Source organism: Mycobacterium timonense (genome assembly GCF_025821985.1).
GTDB lineage: Bacteria > Actinomycetota > Actinomycetes > Mycobacteriales > Mycobacteriaceae > Mycobacterium > Mycobacterium avium.
Map to the genome: position 1 here is coordinate 85,894 of NZ_JACKSY010000097.1, position 19,777 is coordinate 105,670.

The 19,777-nt window shown below is 66.5% G+C and carries 20 protein-coding genes; 8 read left to right on the top strand and 12 right to left on the bottom strand.

Going from position 1 to position 19,777, the window contains the following annotated elements; translation table 11 throughout:
- Nucleotides 1-2 precede the first annotated feature (2 nt).
- Nucleotides 3-1,553, bottom strand: coding sequence for a class I adenylate-forming enzyme family protein (locus H7I87_RS21085; RefSeq protein WP_062886473.1), 1,551 nt, complete (start codon nucleotides 1,551-1,553; stop codon nucleotides 3-5).
- 93 nt (nucleotides 1,554-1,646) lie between these two features.
- Between H7I87_RS21085 and H7I87_RS21090 the strand changes: the two genes are divergently transcribed.
- Nucleotides 1,647-2,666, top strand: a complete 1,020-nt coding sequence (locus tag H7I87_RS21090; RefSeq protein WP_062886474.1) for an acyl-CoA dehydrogenase family protein — start codon at nucleotides 1,647-1,649, stop codon at nucleotides 2,664-2,666.
- A 3-nt stretch (nucleotides 2,667-2,669) separates the two neighbouring features.
- On the opposite strand, the gene H7I87_RS21095 is transcribed toward H7I87_RS21090, so the two are convergent.
- The 3 genes from H7I87_RS21095 to fdxE form a co-directional block, all read right to left on the bottom strand.
- On the bottom strand, nucleotides 2,670-3,860 hold the full coding sequence (locus H7I87_RS21095; RefSeq protein WP_023860657.1) for an acyl-CoA dehydrogenase family protein: 1,191 nt from the start codon (nucleotides 3,858-3,860) through the stop codon (nucleotides 2,670-2,672).
- Between the two features lie 55 nt (nucleotides 3,861-3,915).
- Nucleotides 3,916-6,198 carry an acyl-CoA dehydrogenase family protein gene (locus tag H7I87_RS21100; RefSeq protein ID WP_023860656.1) on the bottom strand — a complete coding sequence of 761 codons (2,283 nt, stop codon included), beginning with the start codon at nucleotides 6,196-6,198 and terminating at the stop codon, nucleotides 3,916-3,918.
- 75 nt (nucleotides 6,199-6,273) lie between these two features.
- The gene (fdxE, locus tag H7I87_RS21105) at nucleotides 6,274-6,468 is read right to left on the bottom strand and encodes a ferredoxin FdxE (RefSeq protein WP_023860655.1); all 195 of its coding nucleotides are present in this window, start codon (nucleotides 6,466-6,468) and stop codon (nucleotides 6,274-6,276) included.
- Nucleotides 6,469-6,694: 226 nt separating this feature from the next.
- On the opposite strand from fdxE, the gene H7I87_RS21110 reads away from it, so the two are divergent.
- The gene (locus H7I87_RS21110; protein ID WP_023860654.1) at nucleotides 6,695-7,849 is read left to right on the top strand and encodes an acyl-CoA dehydrogenase family protein; all 1,155 of its coding nucleotides are present in this window, start codon (nucleotides 6,695-6,697) and stop codon (nucleotides 7,847-7,849) included.
- A 26-nt stretch (nucleotides 7,850-7,875) separates the two neighbouring features.
- On the opposite strand, the gene H7I87_RS21115 is transcribed toward H7I87_RS21110, so the two are convergent.
- On the bottom strand, nucleotides 7,876-9,075 hold the full coding sequence (locus tag H7I87_RS21115; RefSeq protein WP_023860653.1) for an amidohydrolase family protein: 1,200 nt from the start codon (nucleotides 9,073-9,075) through the stop codon (nucleotides 7,876-7,878).
- Between the two features lie 121 nt (nucleotides 9,076-9,196).
- Here H7I87_RS21115 and H7I87_RS21120 point away from each other — a divergent pair, with 121 nt between their 5' ends.
- Together H7I87_RS21120 and H7I87_RS21125 are read left to right on the top strand one after the other, a co-directional pair.
- Nucleotides 9,197-9,511, top strand: coding sequence for a hypothetical protein (locus tag H7I87_RS21120; protein ID WP_023860652.1), 315 nt, complete (start codon nucleotides 9,197-9,199; stop codon nucleotides 9,509-9,511).
- Nucleotides 9,508-10,833: a TetR/AcrR family transcriptional regulator gene (locus H7I87_RS21125; protein WP_224111062.1), complete on the top strand. Its 1,326-nt coding sequence runs from the start codon at nucleotides 9,508-9,510 to the stop codon at nucleotides 10,831-10,833. Before H7I87_RS21120 ends, H7I87_RS21125 begins: the two co-directional genes overlap by 4 nt.
- On the opposite strand, the gene H7I87_RS21130 is transcribed toward H7I87_RS21125, so the two are convergent.
- From H7I87_RS21130 to H7I87_RS21140, 3 genes are read right to left on the bottom strand one after another with little or no spacing between them, the layout of a single operon-like run.
- The gene (locus H7I87_RS21130; RefSeq protein WP_023860650.1) at nucleotides 10,813-12,405 is read right to left on the bottom strand and encodes a class I adenylate-forming enzyme family protein; all 1,593 of its coding nucleotides are present in this window, start codon (nucleotides 12,403-12,405) and stop codon (nucleotides 10,813-10,815) included. The two genes, H7I87_RS21125 and H7I87_RS21130, sit on opposite strands and share 21 nt — an antisense overlap.
- A 3-nt stretch (nucleotides 12,406-12,408) precedes the next feature.
- On the bottom strand, nucleotides 12,409-13,602 hold the full coding sequence (locus H7I87_RS21135; RefSeq protein ID WP_023860649.1) for a thiolase family protein: 1,194 nt from the start codon (nucleotides 13,600-13,602) through the stop codon (nucleotides 12,409-12,411).
- Entirely contained in the window at nucleotides 13,599-14,057 is a 459-nt protein-coding gene (locus H7I87_RS21140) for a MaoC family dehydratase (RefSeq protein WP_023860648.1), read from the bottom strand. Before H7I87_RS21140 ends, H7I87_RS21135 begins: the two co-directional genes overlap by 4 nt.
- Before the next feature lie 111 nt (nucleotides 14,058-14,168).
- On the opposite strand from H7I87_RS21140, the gene H7I87_RS21145 reads away from it, so the two are divergent.
- The 3 genes from H7I87_RS21145 to H7I87_RS21155 are packed head-to-tail and all read left to right on the top strand — an operon-like array spanning nucleotide 14,169 to nucleotide 16,807.
- Nucleotides 14,169-15,356: a thiolase family protein gene (locus tag H7I87_RS21145; protein WP_023860647.1), complete on the top strand. Its 1,188-nt coding sequence runs from the start codon at nucleotides 14,169-14,171 to the stop codon at nucleotides 15,354-15,356.
- Nucleotide 15,357: 1 nt separating this feature from the next.
- Nucleotides 15,358-15,792, top strand: a complete 435-nt coding sequence (locus tag H7I87_RS21150) for a Zn-ribbon domain-containing OB-fold protein (protein WP_023860646.1) — start codon at nucleotides 15,358-15,360, stop codon at nucleotides 15,790-15,792.
- 10 nt (nucleotides 15,793-15,802) lie between these two features.
- Nucleotides 15,803-16,807: a DUF2889 domain-containing protein gene (locus H7I87_RS21155; RefSeq protein ID WP_023860645.1), complete on the top strand. Its 1,005-nt coding sequence runs from the start codon at nucleotides 15,803-15,805 to the stop codon at nucleotides 16,805-16,807.
- Nucleotides 16,808-16,823: 16 nt separating this feature from the next.
- On the opposite strand, the gene H7I87_RS21160 is transcribed toward H7I87_RS21155, so the two are convergent.
- From H7I87_RS21160 to H7I87_RS21175, 4 genes are read right to left on the bottom strand one after another with little or no spacing between them, the layout of a single operon-like run.
- Nucleotides 16,824-16,973 (bottom strand): hypothetical protein, encoded by a 150-nt coding sequence (locus H7I87_RS21160; RefSeq protein ID WP_023860644.1) that lies wholly within the window; start codon nucleotides 16,971-16,973, stop codon nucleotides 16,824-16,826.
- Nucleotides 16,974-17,010: 37 nt separating this feature from the next.
- Complete coding sequence (locus tag H7I87_RS21165) at nucleotides 17,011-17,337, bottom strand: hypothetical protein (protein ID WP_023860643.1); 327 nt, start codon at nucleotides 17,335-17,337, stop codon at nucleotides 17,011-17,013.
- 19 nt (nucleotides 17,338-17,356) lie between these two features.
- On the bottom strand, nucleotides 17,357-17,797 hold the full coding sequence (locus H7I87_RS21170) for a pyridoxamine 5'-phosphate oxidase family protein (protein WP_023860642.1): 441 nt from the start codon (nucleotides 17,795-17,797) through the stop codon (nucleotides 17,357-17,359).
- Nucleotides 17,794-18,399: a TetR/AcrR family transcriptional regulator gene (locus tag H7I87_RS21175; protein WP_023860641.1), complete on the bottom strand. Its 606-nt coding sequence runs from the start codon at nucleotides 18,397-18,399 to the stop codon at nucleotides 17,794-17,796. Before H7I87_RS21175 ends, H7I87_RS21170 begins: the two co-directional genes overlap by 4 nt.
- Before the next feature lie 148 nt (nucleotides 18,400-18,547).
- On the opposite strand from H7I87_RS21175, the gene H7I87_RS21180 reads away from it, so the two are divergent.
- Nucleotides 18,548-19,777: an amidohydrolase family protein gene (locus H7I87_RS21180; protein ID WP_023860640.1), complete on the top strand. Its 1,230-nt coding sequence runs from the start codon at nucleotides 18,548-18,550 to the stop codon at nucleotides 19,775-19,777.

Genomic DNA, 19,777 nt, shown 5'->3' on the forward strand with positions numbered 1-19,777 from the left:
TTTCAAGTCAATGAGTTTTCCTGATGGTGGTTTTCAGCCACTCCCGCAGTTTGGACGTTGCCGATGCCGAGTTCATCCAACATCGCGAGCAGCCTGCGCCGGTCGACCTTGAGTGCCGCTCCACGAGGCAACTCGTCGACGATGAACACGCGAGCCGGCACCTCGTAGGGCGTCAGCGTGGTCCGGCAGTGTTCGCGCAGAGCTTCGGCATCGACTTCGGCCCCGTTGCGCAACTCGACGGCCGCGACGGGGACGTGACCCAATCTCCGGTCCGGTATCGGTGCTACGGCCACGTCGGCGACCGCCGGGTGTGTCCGCAACGCCCGGACCACGGTTTCCGGCGCCACCTTGAAGCCGCCGCGGATGATCACGTCGTCGGCACGGCCGTCGATGTACAGGAAGCCGTCGGCGTCGATATGCGCCAAGTCGCTTGTGGTCACCCAAGATTCACCGGAACTCCCAGCCTGGAGTGTGGCGATCTGCAGCCTGCCGCTGACCCCCGGCCCGAGCACAGCGCCGTCGTCGTCGACGACCTGCAGCCGCACCCCGGGAAAGGCGCGCCCGACACTGCCTCTCTTGTCGGCCCAGCGCGTGTGGAAGTCCTTGACCGTCCATCCCGCCACCGCGCCGGAGAACTCGGTCGCGCCGTAGACGACGAGGACCGGGATTCCGTATCTCTCGAAGAACGCGTCGACCAACGCGGGGTCGACTGGGCTGGTGCCCGCATTGATGGCACGAATACTCGCCAAATCCTCCCGCGGGATATCGGCGTCGAGCACCGATCGCATGGCCGCCGGGGGCAGGCCCGCCACCGCCGGCCGGTACTGCTTGACCACGGCGTGCCAGCCCTGCACCGTGAATCGATCGAGCATCGCGATCGGACGGGCCGCCACCAGCGACTGCAACAACGACCACAGCCCACCGATGTGCACGATCGGCAAAGTCACCAGGCCGACCGTTCCGGTGAACGGGGGCTTGGTCCTGACGTCCGGGCGATCGTTGTGCCGCAACGCCGCGCCCAAGGCGGCCTCGAGCTGCACACGGGTCAGGGGGATGCGTTTCGGGGCACCCGTCGTGCCCGAGGTCAGCATCTCGATGGCGACCGCTGGATCGCCACTGACCGGCTCCTTTGTGCCGCGTACCTCGAGCGCGAGTTCACCGTCGTCGAGCCTCCAGCCGGTCGCTCCGAGATCGGCGACGGCGCGGGTGAACGCCTCTTCGGACCACAACGCCGCCGGTGCAAGGACGAAAGGGGCTGTAGAGGCCGAAAGATCGTCACTCAGCCGATCCGGCGGCTGCAACGGGCTGATGGTCACCAACGTGCGTCTGCTCCGGAAGATTGCGATGAGCGCCGCGACGGACTCCATTCGATTGGAGAGCACGACGGCGACTCGGCCACCGGTCTGACACCCGGCAGCGGTCAGTTCCCGGTCGATCTGCTCGGCGAGCGATCGCACGGAACCCCAGGACACCCAATGCCCGTCGCGCTCCAACATGCGGTCGTGGTCGTTGGCGTCCCAGAGTCGTCCCAGCGCCTCGTGGATGCTCGTCATCTCGACTTTCCCGATCGACCTCTGCGGCGGACAGCCGTTCCGCTGAACCTAGTAGACATGGTTTACTAGGTCAACTTCGTGAAAGGCGTTGCGATGGACTTCGGGCTGACGGACGAACAGGATCAACTCGCCGCGACGGAGCGGGACTGGCTCAACAAAAATAACCCCATCGCCAGGGTGCGCGCGACGCTGGATTCGGCGGCGGCCACCGTTGATCCCGCGGCGGTCCGGCATGCGGCGGAATCGGGCCTTCTGACGCTGCTCATCCCCGAAACAGGTGGCACTCATGTCGATCTCGCCGTCATCACCGAGGAGCACGGGTATACGGCGAGCTCGCTGCCGGTCGCAGACCTCAACATCGCGGCCTGGTTGCTCGACCATGTCGACTCGTCCGCGGCGGGCGGCGAGCTGACCGGATTGGCGCTTGGTCCCGACGGCAGACTCGATGGCGATGCGCTGCGGCTGGCCGGCGTCACCCGGCCGGTGCCGATGGCGGCCGATATGGACTCCATCGCGGTGGCGGGCCGAGTGGGCAACGACGGCGAGTACCTGGCAGTCCTCGATGCGCCGACGCTGTCGGGCATGTCGGGCATGTCGACGCTCGACCTGAGCCGTTCGTGGGCTCGACTGGACCTCGACGCGACGATCGCCGACTGGACGCGGCTGCCTGGCGGCACTCTGGCCCTGCTGCACGACGCGTTGGCGGTGCACCGGGCGTTCGATGCGTTGGGCGCGGCGGCCCGTCTGCTCGACATGACGGTGTCCTACGCCAGGCGGCGCGAGCAGTTCGGCGCGCCGATCGGGTCTTTCCAGGCTGTCAAGCATCACTGCGCCGACATGGCCGTCGCGGTGGAGGCAGGCCGGGCCAGCCTGTGGGCCGCGGCGCTCGCGCTGGACACCGCTTCGGGCGCTGCACGGTCCCGGGCCGCGTCCGCCGCGGCGGCGTACACGAAGTCCGCGGCCGCCAAGGTGGCCGGAACGGCGCTGCAGGTGCACGGCGGCATCGGTTTCACCTGGGAGCATGATCTGCATCTGTTCCTGCGCCGGATCAAGGTCGACGAGGCCTTCAACGGGAGCGTCGCCGAACACCGCGCGGCGCTGGTCAGGGCCTGACATTCAGCGCCGATCCCGCGGTAGCGCCAGGCCCCGCTCGGCGATCAGGTTGCGCATGATCTCCGAACTGCCACCGGCAATGGTGTAGGCCCGGGCGTAGAGCCACTCGTCCTGCCAGCGACCGCCGTCGAGGACCTCCGGGTCGCCCTCCACCAATACGCCTGCCTCGCCGCCGAGTTCGAGGGCGAAGCGCGCCATCTCGAGGTTCAGTTCGCTGAACATCAACTTGGCCATCGCGCCGTCGTGCATGCGTTCGGTGCCCCGCAGCCAACGCGTGAGGTTGGCGTACGTCAGCGCGGACAGCGCCTCCGCCTCGGCGCTGAACTCGCCGATCCGATCGCGGATCCGATCGTTGTCGATCGCGGGACGGCCGTTGACGGTGACGCGCGAGGCGAGCGCGACGAGTCCGTCGATGGCCAGCCTGAGCTTGACAACCGCGGCGCCGACACTGGTGCGTTCATGCCCCAACGTGGCGTTCGCGATCGCCCAGCCCTGTCCTGGTTCTCCGATCATGGCGTCGGTGGGCACTTCGACGGAATCGAAGAACACCTCGTTGAAATCCGAGGTGCCAGTCAACTCGCGCAGCGGACGGACCGTGATGCCCGGACTGGACATGTCGAGGATGAACGCGCTGATGCCTTTGTGCTTCGGGACGTCGGGATCGGTGCGCGCCAACAGATATCCGTAGTCGGCCCAGTGCCCGTCAGTGGTCCATACCTTCTGCCCGCTGACCGTATAGGTATCGCCGTCGAGCACCGCGCGTGTGCGCAGCGAGGCAAGGTCGCTTCCCGCACCGGGCTCGCTGAACAACTGGCACCACAACTGTCGACCCGCCCGAATCTCGGGCAGGTGCCGGCGGCGCTGGTCGTCGGTGCCGTAGTGGATCAGCGCGTGCGAGGCCAGCGCGTTACCGCTCGGCACACCTGGCACCGCGGCTCGGGCAAGCTCCTCACCCACCACGATGGCATGTTCGGCGGAGCGGTCATCGCGGCCGCCGAACTCCACGGGCCAGTCCGCGCCGACATAGCCGGCTTCGAAGAGGCGCGCCGTCCAGTCCTGAAGGGCTTTGAGCTCGGCCTCGTTCTCGGCGCTACGGACACCGGCCCGCGGACGGACGGGCGGTGCATGCTCCGCAATGAAAGCCCGCACTTCGGCCCGGAAGGCCTCCAATTCGGGACCCATCCCGTATTCCACGTTTCCGTCTTCCTGTTCGATGTGACATCTTTGCCGCTCAGTGCTGCTCGAAGCGCTATTCCCGGTACGGCGCCGTCAGTTTGCCGGCGGCCCGGTCTCGCAGCGCGTCGGCGCGGCCGACCAACACCGAGTTGGCCTTGGCGCGACGTAGCAACAAGTGGATCGGGTGTTCCCAGGTGAAGCCGATACCGCCGTGGATCTGCAACGCGCCCTCGGTGGCGGCCACCGCGGCATCGAGCGCGGCGGCGGCAGCCAAATCTGGCAAGTAGCCCGACTTCTCGACTCCGGTCCCGGCCGCGGCGAGGACCTGGCCGCGGGCGCCCTCCAGGGCGACCAGCATGTCCGCGCACCGATGCGAGACCGCCTGGAAGCTGCCGATGGGCCTGCCGAACTGGCGGCGTTCACGTGCCCAGTCGACGGCCATCGCCAGAGCGCGCGAGCCCACCCCGATCGAGTCCGCGGCCACCGCCAGCACCGCCTGGCCGTACGCGTCGCGTAGCGCCGCGGGCACATCAGTTCCGTCGGCCAGCACCTCCCCGGCCGCGCTGCTGAAGGTGACCGCACCGATGGTGCCGGTGAGGTCGAGCGGCTGATGGGCCGTCACCTCGACGCCGTCAGCGGACGCGTCGACGGCCACCAATACCTCACCGGCTCCGCTGGCGAGACGCGCCAACACCACCAGCACCTCGGCCACTGGTGCTCCCGCCACGATCGGGACCACACCGACAAGACGCGCCCCGTCCCACTCGGGCAGCGCAGCGCCGCTGGTCACCCAGCCGCTGTCATCCATCGTCACGGCGAACGCGGCAGCCGCCCCGTCCGTGATTCGCTGGACCAAAGTCTTTGCACCACAATGCAACGCGACGTCGAGTGCGATCACCGTCGGGACCAGCGGCGCAGGAGCCAATGCCTTCGCAGCTTCCTCGATGGCGACGTAGAGCAGGCGCGGCCGGGCGCCGGCGCCGCCCAGGGATTCGTCGACGGCAAGCCCCGGTAGGCCGAATTCGACGAGCGCCGACCACACGTCGATGTCGAACGCGTCGACGGGACGCTTGCGGTCGAGCAATGCCGCTACATCCACCTTGGCCCGCAGTGTCGCCGACAACACCTCGCGCAGCTCGCGTTCATCCTCCTCGGGCACGGCGAGCGGGGCACCCGGCGCGACGGCGGCTGCCCGGGTACCCTCGCCGCGGTGTGAAGGCAGCCCAAGTACGCTCTCGGCGATCGTGTTGCGTTGGATCTCCGCCGTTCCCGCGCCGATCGTGGTCGCCCGACTCATCAGGTAGCCGAACGTCCAGCGTCCGTTGTCCACGGCGTCGGGGGCGCGGCTGCCCAGCGCCGCAAAGGGACCGGCCGCGCGCAAAGCGAGCGCGTGCATGTGCTGCTCGAACTCCGATTTCACCAACCGGTTCACCGAAGCCACACCGCCCGGATCCTCGCCGCGCAATACCGCAGCCAATGCGCGGGCGCTATTGGCGGCGATCGTGCGAACCCCGGATTCCAGCCGAGCGACGTCCTGCCGTACCGACGGGTCGTCGGCGAGCCCTCGGGAGACGACAAGATCGATCACCCGGTCGACCGTGCGCCGGTACTTGAACTCGTCAGCCAGAAAAGCGGTGGCCCGCTCGTGGCCCAGCGACGTGCGCATGATCGACCAGCCCGCGCCCTCAGCCCCGACCACGTTCTCGACGGACACCTCGACGTCGTCGAGGAAGACCTCGGCGAAGTGCGCCGCGCCGCTGATGTCGCGCAGCGGGCGCACAGTGATTCCCGGACTTTTCATCGGGATCAAGAGATAGGTGATCCCGTCGGACGGTCTGTCCCCCGACCCCGTGCGCACCAGCGCGAACATCCAATCGGCGCGGTCGGCCATCGTGGTCCACACCTTCTGGCCCGTCACCCGGTACACGTCGCCGTCACGGACCGCGCGGGTGGACAGCGACGACAGGTCACTGCCGGCCCCGGGTTCGGAAAACCCTTGACACCAGAACTCGTCCGCGCGCAGCAACGGTGTGAGGAAACGATCCTTCTGCTGCTGGGTGCCGTGCGCGATGAGCGTGGGCGCGACGATGAACGACAACGGACACGGATGCGGTGGCGCACCCGCATCCGTGGTCATCCGGTAGTAGTCCAGCTGATCCGCCAACGATAATTCGAGGCCACCGACCTCGCGGGGCCACCCGGGCGCAGCCAGCTGGTGGTCGACGAGTTCGGCGTGCCAAGCGCGGGCCACCTCGATGCGGTCAGCTTTCTCCCCCGCGCGAGTCGAGTCGGCCTGGCGACGACGAAAGTCGGCGAGTAGCGACTCGAGACGCGGCCGCCAATCATCAGTCTGCATCGCACTCCACAAAGTCAACTTGGTTAACTATGTCTGCAGTGTGCCGTTTATTGCAGCCGATTGGCAAGCGTGCGGTCAGCCTTCTTCGAGAATCAGTGCGAGTTCGGGGCAGGCGGCCACGCCGTCCCGAGTGAGCTGCTCGTCTTCCGGGCGCACCTCGCGCTCCTCGAGGATGCAATAGCCAGCGTCGTCGATCGGGAACAGATCCGGGTCGACGGCGTAACACTGGGCATGTCCCACGCACTTCGATTGCTCGAGCCGAACTCTCATGTGACCTCCTTCGCTCGACCGTTCCGGCGGCGCACGGTCTCTCGTCCAGGTGCCAGCATAAGACTAAAGCTTTAACTATTTCGACAGACCTCCGGGCCGCCGCCTTTCTGACGTAACTGTCACCGAAATTGATCCGGTGTACCTCGATTTCTCGACCCACGTCGCGAGGCTCGATCCCGTTAGTGGTTCACTTGATTCTGACGGTCATGTCCGGTAGGAAACTGCCATGACATTCGCGCTCAGCGATGAAGAGACCATGCTGGTCGCCACGGTGCGGGCCTTCGTCGACCGCGACGTCAAGCCCACCGTCCGCGAGGTCGAGCACGCAAACGAATACCCGGAAGCGTGGATCGAGCAGATGAAGCGGATCGGGATCTTCGGTCTTGCCGTGCCCGAGGAATACGGCGGTTCGCCGGTGTCGATGCCCTGCTACGTACAAGTGACCGAGGAACTGGCCCGCGGCTGGATGAGCCTGGCGGGCGCGATGGGCGGGCACACCGTGGTCGCGAAGCTGATCTCGATGTACGGCAACGACGAACAGCGACAAAAATACCTGCCGCGGATGGCGACCGGAGAGCTCCGGGCCACGATGGCGCTCACCGAACCCGGCGGTGGTTCGGACCTGCAGGCGATGACGACCACAGCACGAGCCGACGGTGACCAGCTGGTGATCAACGGCGCGAAGACCTGGATCAGCAACGCCCGCAGGTCCGGCCTCATCGCACTGCTGTGCAAGACCGATCCCGAAGCCGTACCACGCCATAAAGGCATTTCGATCATCCTGGTCGAACACGGTCAAGGCCTCACCGTCTCGCGCGACCTCCCCAAGCTGGGATACAAGGGAGTGGAGAGTTGCGAGCTGTCGTTCGACGACTGCCGCGTGCCTGTCTCGGCGATCCTCGGAGACGAGCCGGGCCGCGGATTCGCGCAGATGATGAAAGGCCTTGAAACGGGCCGCATTCAGGTCGCATCGCGGGCGCTGGGGGTGGCCAGCGCAGCACTGGAGGACGCGCTGAAATACGCACAGGAGCGAGAGAGCTTCGGACAGCCGATCTGGAAGCACCAATCAGTGGGGAACTACCTGGCCGACATGGCCACCAAACTCACCGCGGCACGCCAACTCACCCGCTACGCCGCAGAGAAGTACGACAGCGGCGAACGGTGCGACATGGAAGCTGGGATGGCCAAACTGTTCGCGTCGGAGGTGGCCATGGAAATAGCGCTCAACGCCGTACGAATCCACGGTGGCTACGGGTACTCCACCGAATACGATGTCGAGCGCTACTTCCGCGACGCCCCCCTCATGATCGTCGGCGAGGGAACCAACGAGATACAACGCAACGTCATTGCCGCGCAGCTGGTCTCGCGGGGCAGGCTCTAGACCTAGACGACTGACAGCCTTCGGCGTCAGACGCCGGCGAGCTGCCGATCGCTGGCCGGTACCCGCGGGAAGTGAAGCATCCGGCGGGCATTCTCCTCGACGATCAACGCGCATTCATCGTCGGGCACATCTGCCAGCACCTCGGCGGCGCGCTTTCGTGAGTTCGGCCAGTTGGAGTCGCTGTGCGGGAAGTCGATCTCGAGCATGATGCGGTCGATGCCGATCGCATGCCGATTCGTCAGGCCGTGCTCGTCGTCGATGAAGCAGCCCCAGAAATGCTTGCGGAACAAATCCGACGGACGGGTGTCGAAGTCGATGTTCTGGTAGTAGCGGTGCCGCTCCCAGACGTAGTCGCAGCGCTCGAGGATGTACGGCACCCAGCCGATGCCGCCTTCGGCCAGCGAAATCTGCAGGTCGGGGAACTGCTGCAGCTTGCCGGAGAACAGCAGGTCGACGGTGCTCCACATCAGGTTGGTCGAGAACAGCGCCGTCGCCACGGCAAAGGGCGCGTCCGGCACCGTGATCTGGCCCGCGATCGGCTTGACCGATGAGAACGAAAAGCCTGGCACGAAAGAGCCGGACCCGAAGTGCAGCGAGACCGGCATCTTGGCCTCCGAGCAGACCCGCCACAAGCCGTCCCAGTGATCGGAGTGGAACGACGGCAGACCCAGCGGCACCGGGCTGTCCGGGAACGAGATCGTGCGCGCGCCCTTCGCCGCGACGCGCTCGGCCTCGGCAACACAAGCGTCGATATCCCAAGTCGGCAGGATCGCCAACGGGATGTAGCGCTCGGGCGCCACCGCACACCACTCGTCGATGTAGAAGTCGTTCCACGCCTTGACGCACAACAGGGCGAGTTCCTTGTCCTGCGCGCGCTGGAACGTCCCGCCGCCGAATCCCGGGAACGACGGGAAGCACAACGCCGCCTGCACACCATCGAGGTCCATGTCGGCGACCCGGGCGACAGGGTCGTAGCACCCCGGAATCATGTCTTCGTAGCGAACGGGATCCAGGCCCCACTGCTCCGGCGGTTTGCCGGCGACCGCGTTGAGGCCGATTGTCGGGAAGACCTGCCCGTCGTAGTGCCACAGATGCATACCGTTTTCCTCGACGATGCGAGGGCCCTGTTCGAGGTACTTCTGCGGCAACCGGTCCTGCCACACCCGCGGGTGCTCGACCAAGTGGTCGTCGACGGACACGATCTGGTGGTCATCCTGAAGCGGCATGATGCTCCTTCGCATCGGACGAGCTGTCGTACTGTTCTGACAAATCGTCTTGTTTTCTGACGGTCTGTCTCACAGACTATATGACGCACGCCACAACCGTCTACCCGCTGTGAGGCCCTACATGGAATCCACACGTCCACCCGCTGACGACGCCACCCGGGACAAGGTCGACGAAGACGACCACGACCTGCTCACCTTCGGCGAAGCGGGCGAACGCCTTCGCCTCGAGATCGCCGCGGCCACGCGCGAGGTGCAGCGCCTGACGGCGTCCGGACCATTGGAGGCGCTCGACAAGGCCCGGGCCCGCCTCGACGCGCTGCGGTCGGCTGCTGCCCGCAACAGCGCGCAGCCCATCAATGACGCCAACTTCGAGAAGTTCTTCGGCTATCCCGGCAAGGCCAAGCGCAACCTCCCCGGAGCGCCGTCGGGCCGATGAGCCTGCCGGACACTTCTCCCATGGCCCGTATTCCTGACAAGCTGCGGCGCCCTGGTTATGCCCCCGTGGCCAATGCCGGCGTGGGACGGCGCGGACTGCACACGCGCGAGCGCATACTCGCGTGCGCCGCAGAAGTGTTCCTAGCCGACGGATATCACGCCACCTCGCTTGACGCCATCGCCAAGGCGGCCAACGCCTCTCGCGCAACCGTCTATCAATACTTCGCCGGCAAGGAGGAAATCTTCCGCGAACTGAGTGCTTTGGCCGAACACGATGTACTCGAACACGGCGAACACCTCGGTGGACTCGGCCCGACGGTCGACGGAGTGCACGCGTTGCACCGATGGCTGGTCGAGTGGGCCGATATCTACGACGCCCACGCCGCCGTATTCGCCGAATTCCCTGGCATCGGCACGCCCTCGGGGTTGTCCGTCATCGATGCGAGCACCGCCGCCAACCAGTTCCACAAAGAGGTCACCGATAGGTTGCGCAGCGTGCGCCTGCGGGGTCTGGACGCCGACGACGCAGCCGCAGTACTGGGGCGGATCCCCCACATGGTCCATCTCTACCGGTACAGGGCCATGTTCCCGTTGCCCGCTGGCGCGAGCGTCACGTGGTCGCTGACCATCGCATTGCAATTGATGCTTTTTCCCGAGACCCCAGCCGACGCGCTGCAGGCGGCCGCACCGCGGACCACAGGTGCGCGCGCAGTCATCAGACCGCGCACGCTCGGCGGCGCCGCAGTTACGGCGGCGGCTATCGAGGAGTCGGTGTCGCCGATTGCGCGCGACGTGCTGTCGGTCAGCTCCGCGTTGTTCGCTGAACGCGGTTACTACGCCGTCGGCATGGAAGAGATCGCGGCCGCCGCCGATATCAGTCGCGCGACCTTGTACCGGTACTTCAGCACCAAGGACAAGATCCTCGCCGACCTGACCCGCCGCGCGGTCGTCGAGATCGAGGAGCACGCCGCCGCCCTGCCTGCCCTTGCAGCCGGTTCGCTGATCGAGTGGATGCGTGGCTACGTCCGATTCCATCGCACCTACCGCGGCGTGATCCGGGCGTGGTTCGACGGCACGGTCGCCGAACAGCTCTCCGATGCCGATGTTGACCACGGCATCGGCGCGATTTTCCAGGCGGTTTCGGCGCTGGTGTCCACTGTGGACCTACCGGCTGGTATCGACGTCGACGTGGCGGCCGCCGTGTTCGTGGCGGTCCTGGGCCGGATGTCCGAACCGACGGGGGCCAGCGCGTCGGACAGCGAGGAGCGGGCCGCTGAACTGATGGTCAAACTATTGCGCCGTTCACTCTTGCGTGAAGCGTGAGCTTGGGAGCCCACCGGCATGGGCCGTGAGATCGGCGCGCAGCCGTTTCTTGTCCACCTTGCCGCTGGCCAGTACAGGCAGCTCGGCGACCAGCGCCAGTCGACGAGGCACTTTGTAGCGCGCCAGCCGTTCCCGCACACCTTCTTGCAGCATTTCCAGGGTCGGCGACGAACCGCTGCGCGGCACGACGACGGCGCAGACCGCCTCGCCCCATTTGTCGTCGGGCACCCCGACCACCGCGCAGGCGGCCACTCCATCAACCGCACTGATCGCATCCTCGACCTCGGGCGAATAAATATTCTCCCCGCCGCTGATGATCACGTCCTTCTTGCGATCCATCAGATAGAGCAGCCCGCGCCCGTCCAATCGGCCCATATCGCCGGTGTGGCACCACCCATCCTGCAGCGTCGCTTGCGTTGCCGCCACGTCCTGCCAGTAGCCGCGAAACATCGAGTCGGAGTGCACGATGATCTCGCCTGCCTGCCCTACGGGCACGACGCCGCCGTCCGGATCGACCACACGCACCCGTGTGTCGGGAAATGGGAAGCCAACCGAACTCAGCCGCTCGGCGGCGTTGGGTTCGTCGAGAATGTGCAGTTCGCGGGGCAGTCCAGAGACGATGACTTCCGTCTGCCCGTAAAGGTTGAGGAAACCCGCGTCCGGCAGCACGGCAAGCGCCCGCCGCAGGATGGCCGCGGTCATCGGCGCGGCCGAATAGACCACCGTGCGTACCGATTGCATCGCCGAGCGATCACTCACCTCATCAAGGAGTGCCCTCAGCATGACCGGGGCCAGGTGTAGCGTCGTGATCCGCTCGTCAGCGATCAGCCGCACCGCATCGGCCGCGTCGAACTGCTGCTGCAGCACCACGCTTCCACCCCGAGCATGCAGTCCACCGATGATGCCGAGCGCGCCGAAATGGAACATCGGCATGTTGATCAGCCCCCGATCGGTGCTGCCGCAACGCATCTCGTTGTTCATGGTGAACGCGACCCGGCGCATCTCCCGCTGTCCGAGGATGCAGCACTTGGACGCGCCGGTGGTGCCACTGGTGAACAGTAAGTACGCGATGTCGTCTGGGTGGGAGACGAACTCGGGTTCGCCGCCGCGGCCGCCGTCGACGAACCGCTCGTAATCGACGCCGCCGCGCGGTGGCTCGCCGCCGACGGTCACGAAGAGGGGTATGCACGGCAGTTCGGGGACCAGCTCGGCGACCATCGGCACGAACTCGTCCGCGCAGAACACCATCGACGGGGCGACGCGGCGCAGCGCGTCGTCCATCTCCGATACCGAGAGCCGAAAGTTGATGGTCGCCATGACGATTCCACTGAGCTGAGCAGCGGCGTTCAGTTCGCCGAACTTGATGCTGTTGCGGCTCAACACCGCGATGCGATCCTGACGCTTCACCCCGGCCGCGGCCATCGCGGACACCAGCCGGACCGCCCGGTCCCGCAGCTGTGCGTGGGTGACGGTGCGGTGGCCGTGCCGGTAGGCGACGACGTCGGGAAAGCGGACCGCGTTGTCGGTCACGATGTCACCGAGCGTCATGTCGTCGACTCCGGCCGCGGGCATGGGCTACCGGCTACTCAGCAGCATCGATCCGGCCACCGGCCCGCCGCCCACCCCGACGGCCACCACCTCGGGAGTACGGGGCGCCTGCCGGTCGCCGCCCTCGCCCCACAACTGCACGCACGCCTCGTGCAGGAAGCCCATGCCGTGCAGTCGCCCGCCGGAGAGTTGCCCGCCGCTGGTGTTGATCGGCAGCGAGCCGTCCAAAGCGATACGTGAACCGTCGTCGAGGAATTCGCCGACCTTGCCGTGCTCGCAGAAGCCCATCGCCTCCAACCACATCACGGTCAGGAAGGAGAAGCCGTCGTAAAGCTGGGCCATGTCGACGTCGGCGGGAGTCAGCGTGGTGTGCTCCCACAACGTGGCGGCCGAGTCGTGGGCGGCCATCGTGGTCACGTCGCGGCGCTGATCCCAGGTCGCCCGCTCGAACATGCCCGGTCCGACGGACTCTACCGTCAGCGGGTGCCGCGGCAGGCCGTTGGCGGCGTCACGACGGGACACGATCACGGCGGTGGCGCCGTCGCAGGGCACGTCGCAATCATAGAGGCACAGCGGCTCGGAGATCATGCGCGCGCCGAGGTAGTCGTCCATCGTCATGGGTTCGCGGTAGATCGCGTCGGGGTTGAGTCCGGCGTTGGTGCGGGCGTTGATCGCGATGCGACCCAAATGCTCGCGGGTCAGCCCGAAGTCGTGCATATATCGCTGGGCGGGCATCGCCAGCCAATTGGCCGCCGACAGTGCGCCGAAGGGTGCGGTCCACTCCAGGTGCGGGGGCAGCTCCCCGCCGCCGAACAACACCGAGGCGCGGCCGCCGCCGGCCTGCTGCGCGGCAGTGGATTCCCACACCGACCGATAGACGACGATATGATTGGCGAGCCCGAGACTGACCGCCATGCATGCCTCGATCGCCGGGCCTATCTGACCCGCGGTCTCCAGCGCCGAGACGTACCACCGCGAGCGCAGTCCGAGCGCATTGCGGACCTCCTGGACGGTGGCACCGGAGAACCCGGGATCGGGTACACCCGGCCCCGGGTAGCTGGCGATACCGTCCACGTCGTCGACGCTCAGCCCTGCGTCCTCGATCGCCCGGAGCACCGCCTCGAGCGTGAGGTCCAGGCCCGTTCGGCCGAGCCGCCGACCGATCTGCGACTTGCCCATCCCGGTGAGGACGGCCTTTCCCCCGAACGGACCGCCGGTCACCAGACGAACCGCGCGATCAGCTCGGCGACCGCGGCCGGCTTGTCGACTCCGTCTATCTCGACAGTGTGACGCACGGTGAGGTTCACCGTGTCATCGGCGACCTTGGCGGCGTCCGCAAGCTCGGATCGGACCCGGATGCGGCTGCCGGCGGTGACCGCGGAAAGGAACCGCACCTTGTTCAGGCCGTAGTTGATGCCCATTTTGGCGTTCTCGACGCGGTAGTTGTCCTTGCTCACGCCGGGGATGAGGGACAGGGTCAGGAAGCCGTGCGCGATCGTTGCCCCGTAAGGGCTTTCAGCCTTGGCCTTCTCGACGTCGACGTGTATCCATTGGTGATCCATGGTGACATCGGCGAACGCATCGATCCGACTCTGGTCGACGTCGACCCAGCGGCTGACGCCGAGTTCCTCCCCGATCGTCGCGAGGGCATCGTCCACGGACCTGATCACCTTCATGGGGCTGCTCCCAACCTCACCTGCGCCGTTATACCGATATCTATTTAACGGTATAGACTGGCCTCGCTCGTCGGGCAAGCAGCCCGTCAACTCTAACGATCTGGGAGACACATGGCCACCACCACGTCCCGTGCAGCGATCGTGGCCGCTGCCCGCACACCGATCGGAACGGCGCGCAAGGGCACGCTGGCCAACGTGCCCGCGATCGAGCTCGCCAAGCCCGTCGTCGCGGCGGTCGTCGATCGGTCCGGCCTCGATGCGGCGGAGTTCGACGACCTGGTACTGGCCGAGAGCATGCAAGGCGGCGGCGACAGCGCCCGCTACGTCGCTGTCGACCTCGGGCTGACCAACGTTCCCGGGCTGGCCGTCAACCGCCAGTGCGCATCCAGCCTCTCGGCGATCGCAGTGGGCGCGGGGCAGATCGCGGCGGGCATGAGCCGCGCCATTTTGGCCGGCGGCATGGAATCGTTGTCCACCGGACCGATATTGCAAAAACGCAAGCCCTTCACCACCGGCAAATCCCCCGAGGACTACGAGCCATGGACTCCGCTGTCGCATCCCCCGACCGCGGACGCGCCCGCGCTGGATATGTCCATTACCGTCGCGCACAACTGCGCCGTGCAGTACGGCATCTCCCGTGAGGCGCAGGACGAATGGGCGCTGCGCAGCCACCAGCGCGCGGTAAAGGCGATCGATGCCGGCTCATTCGTTGAAGAGATCGTGCCGATCCAGGTGCCGCAGGCCGACGGCACCACGATCACGTTCGCCGAAGACGAGCATCCCCGACGCGGCAGTTCGATGGAGTCGCTGGCCGCCCTGAAGGTGTTGCATCCCGAGATCGACGGCTTCACGGTGACCGCCGGCAACTCCTCGGGTATCAACGACGCCGCCGCCGCGGTGGCGCTCGCCGCCCCGGACACCGCGAACAACGTTCTTGCTCATATCCTTTCGTGGAGCGCGGTCGGGGTTGCGCCGAACCGCACCGGCAGCGGACCCATCACCGCCATCCCCAAGGCGCTCGAGTTGGCTGGCCGCAAGCTCGAGGACGTGGCGCTGTTCGAGATCAACGAGGCGTTCGCCGCGCAGGCGGTGGCGTGTGCCCGCGAACTCGGGCTCGACGAAGAAATCGTCAACGTCTACGGCTCGGGCATCAGCCTGGGCCACCCGATCGCGGCGACCGGCGCCCGCATGGTCACCTCGGCGATCTACGAATTGCGCAGGCGCGGCGGCGGCATCGGCGTGTTGTCCATGTGCGCCGGCGGTGGCATGGGTGCCGCGATGGTCATCGAGGTGGCATGAGATGACCGCGCTGATCACCGAGGGTCTGTTCCGGGTGGACGGCGACCGCGCGGTGCTGTTCGGCTCGCGCAGACGTTCCACGGGCGCGGTGAAGTTCCCCGCGGAACGGCCCGACCTTTTCGACGGTGACCCCGAAATCCAGGACGACATCGAGCCGATCGAACTGTCCACGTCGGGAACGCTTTACACCTACACCACCCAGGAGTTCCCGCCGCCGCTGCCGTACAAGGGCAATCGCGATCCCAAGACGTTCCGGCCGTACGTGGTGGGCTTCGTCGAGCTGGCCGAAGGTGTGCTGGTTGAGACGCTGATCGTCGACGCGACCGCGGCCGAACTGCGGATCGGCCAGCCCCTCGTGTCGGCCACCACCACGCTGGAGACCGCCGACGGTCAGTCGCTCTTGACCTTCGCGTTCCGGCCCGCCAAGGACAGCTAGAGTCCATCCGGTGGCGGACCTGGGCTCCCCGCCCGTCGGGCTTCATCCGCTGCACGGCGTGCACGAACCCACGACCGGCAATCCGCCGCGTCGGCCGCGGTCGGCGCGGCGGACCACGTCGATCGACATGACCCGGGACGAGGGCTCGTTGGACCCGGTGTATCTGAACGGGCGGGCGCGCGACCTGTGGACGGCGGCCGACGGGACGGTGACCGAACTCGGCTCCGCAACACTCTCGGCCACCATCGAGCTGATCGCCCGCGTCGTCCGTCACGTCGAGGTGACACCGCCGGTCGCAGCGATGTCCCGGCTGGCGGGCGCGCCCGCGATGAGCGGGTTTCGCGCGGCGGTCGACAAGGTGGCTCCCGAGCTGCGGCAAGCCCGCGACCTGCGCTACACGCTGCTGGACGATGTCCCCGTGGCCACGCTGATATCCGGTCATGCGCTGTCGGCGTCGAACCTGCTCGGCGACGTCGCGAAGTCGGGTTACCTGCCGGTTGCCGACCAGTGCGCGGGCTTCGCGACGGGGGGACTGCTGCAGACGTCATTCGAGGCGGGTGACCCCGTGATCGTGACCGGCCCGCAGGCTCCCGACCTCGATCACGACGACGATCCTTCGGCCTGGCACGACGTGGCGCAGTTGCCGCGCCACGGCATGCGCCGCAGACGCCGCATCGACATCCACGAACAAGCCGCCGGGCGAATGGGCGTCGACGCGATGTTCCGTGACACCTATGTCCGAAGCGACGGGGTGGAGACGATCATCCACGAGTACACCTTGGACGCTGTCGTGGACGCCGAGACCGGCGTCATCGTCGAGTCACGTGCCACTCCGCGGGTGCTGCCGTGGCAGGAATGCCCGGGTGCTGTGGCGAGCGCCGAACGAATCACCGGAATGACGTTGCAGGAGCTGCACTTTCGTGTCCGCCGAGAGCTGTTCGGCACCAGCACCTGCACCCACCTCAACGATCTGCTGCGCAGCGTCGCCGACGTCGAGGCGCTGATCGCCACGTGAAGGACGCCTGAGCGCCTCAGCGCGGGCCGGGCGTCGCGTCACCTAATTCGTCGGGTTCGGCAGGACGCTCGGACCCGGACTTCTGCACGGTCGCTTGGTCTGCCTCGTCGATGTCTTCGAGGGCTGCCTCGTCGGTGATCGGTTGGCTGGTATCGAATCCTGACATGCCTTACCGAGTAACCAGAATGCCGGCGACCAATCCTCTAGACATTCGCGAACGAGAACGTCAGCGTGCGGCGAGCCGCCAGCACCGCCACGTCATCCGGCGCGGGTGGCCACCTCACTGTCCCCTGCACGATCACCCCACGAATGTCCCGATAGGCGGTGAAGGTGTCGGCCACAATGCAGGCCTGGACCTCGGCACGCTGCGTGGCGCCGCCATCAACGCCGCCGACGGTGACGGTGATCGTAGCGGAGTCGGAGTCGACCACGCGCGCCGGTAGGGCCAGCAACCGGTCGTCGGCGTCGACCACACAGATCGCGCCGGTGGGCCCCCGCGCCAAGAATTCGGCTAGTTCGTCCTCGGTCATAGCGACCGGACCGCGCGGACTAGGCACGTCGACCGGGGAGCTCGGCGGCGCGGACCTCGGTGAGCGTCACGCCGATGAAGCACCGCTTGCCGCTGAGGAGGCGGTCGCGGACCTGCGTCACGACCGACTCGGGCACGCGTGGGTCCGGTGAGCTTTCGCCGATGAGTTCGTCGACCTCGGCCGCGGACGGTTGGTAGACATGCGCGAGGCCAGCAACGGACACCCAGCCCTGGTCGTCGCCGACCAAGCATGCGACCTCGGGGGCCGAGCGCAGGTGGTGCACCTTGGCGCTCTTGGCATAGGTGGCGAAGTAGAGGCGGCGGGTGTCGGACCGGTACGCGATCGAACGCATGGCATAGCCGGCCGGACGTCGGGCGCCATCACGACAGAACAGAAAAACGCGGTGGTTGGTACGGATGAACTCGATGACGTACGGCGCGTCGAGCGACAGCGCGATCACGAGGCGAGGGGCGTTGCCATCGCGACGATCATCTCCGCTACCACCGCGATCATTTCGTCGCGGTCGACGGCCACGGTCTGCCGGTGAACCGTATCCCAGGCCCGGTCCAACAGCCCCATCACCGCGACCCCGATGACGTCTGGCGAGTGCGTGCCGTGTCGGGCGATCGCCTGACCCAGCTTCCATGACGCCCGGGTCACCATGCGGTTGCGCGAGTTTCGGAAGTCGTCGTCGTCGGGCGCCGACTGCGCCGACGCGAGAACGAACGCGCCGTGGTGGTCCATGTAGTCGAAGTAGTGGCCGACCCAGGCTCGGATGTCGGCGGGTCCGAACGGCTCGTCGGCGTCGGCCCATCCGGCGATGACGGCGAGGGCCTCGCGGTATGCGTTCTGACCAAGAACGTTGAAGATTTCGCGCTTGTCCTTGAAGTAGGTGTAGAAGCCGGCTCGCGATATCCCGCACGCCTCGGTGATCGCGTTGATCGGCGTCCCCGCATAGCCGCGTTCCAGAAAGAGACGACGGCTGGCGTCCAGGATCGCCGAACGGGTGCGTTCACCCCGGGTGGCGTCCAGTTGTCGTTCGGCCGACGGGGTCAGCGTCATGCGACGACTGTATATGACACCACCGTCAACCGCAATCTCCGCAGATGATCAAGTTTATCTCGGGATTCAATGGCAATCACTTGACACCACCGTCAACTTCAGTCAAGCTCGTAGTCGAGCCACATGTCGAGTAGCGGGAGGCACCACGATGACACAGTTCACCGACGCACCGATCTTCGATGCCGATCAGCACATGTACGAGACGCCCGATGCGCTGACGAAATATCTGCCCGAACAGTTCCGGCCGAAGGTGCAGTTCGTCCAGATCGGCCGGCACACCCGCATCGCGATCCTGAACAAGATCACCGATTACATGCCGAACCCGACGTTCGAACGGGTCGCCGCTCCCGGGGCGCACGAGAAGTTCTACTCCGGCCAGAACCCCGAGGGTCTGACCATGCGGGAGATGTCGGGCCGGGGCATCGAAACGCCGCCGGGTGCACGCAACCCCGAGGACCGGATCGCCGAACTCGACCGCCAAGGCGTTGACGCGTGCCTGAATTACCCGACCCTGGCCAACCTGGTCGAGCATTCGGCCGCGGAGGATCCCGACCTGACGGCGGCGATCATCCATGCCCTCAACCAGTGGATGCTCGAGCGCTGGGGTTTCAACCACGCCAACCGGATCTACTCGACGCCGGTGCTCACTCTCGGCCTCGTCGACGAAGCCCGCCGCGAGCTGGAATACATCTTGGACAACGGCGCCAAGGTCGCATTGATCAAGCCGGCGCCGGTTAACGGCTACAAGGGATGGCGCTCCCCCGCGCTCCCCGAGTTCGATCCGTTCTGGCGCGACGTCGAGGATGCGGGGCTGCCGATCGTGTTGCACGCCAGCCAGCCGCCGCTGCAGGAGTACATCGACAGGTGGGAGCCGCCGTCAACCAGTAGCGCGTTCGAGATGTCGGCATTCAAGTGGACGGCGTTGGGTCACCGCGAGATCGCAGACATGCTGACCAGCCTTATCTGCCACGGCACGTTGACCCGATTCCCCAAGCTACGCATCGCCAGCGTGGAGAACGGTAGCGCGTGGATCAAGCCGCTCTTCGACGATCTGCAGTCGACCTACAGCAAGATGCCGCAGAACTTCCCCGAGCATCCGCACGACGTGTTTCGCCGTAACATCTGGGTGAGCCCGTTCTGGGAGGGTTCCGTTGCCGATGTCGTGGAGACAGTCGGATGGGACAAGGTGATGTTCGGTTCGGACTGGCCGCATCCCGAAGGCTTGGCCGAGCCCAAGCGGTACTGGAAATATGCCGAAGGCATGGACCGCCGGCGCACCTATGACTTCATGGGTGACAATGTTCGTCGCTTCATGGGTCTGCCGATCGCCAATCCCGACCCGGAGGCCATCAAGCCGCCCGCGCTCGTGAACGCCTGA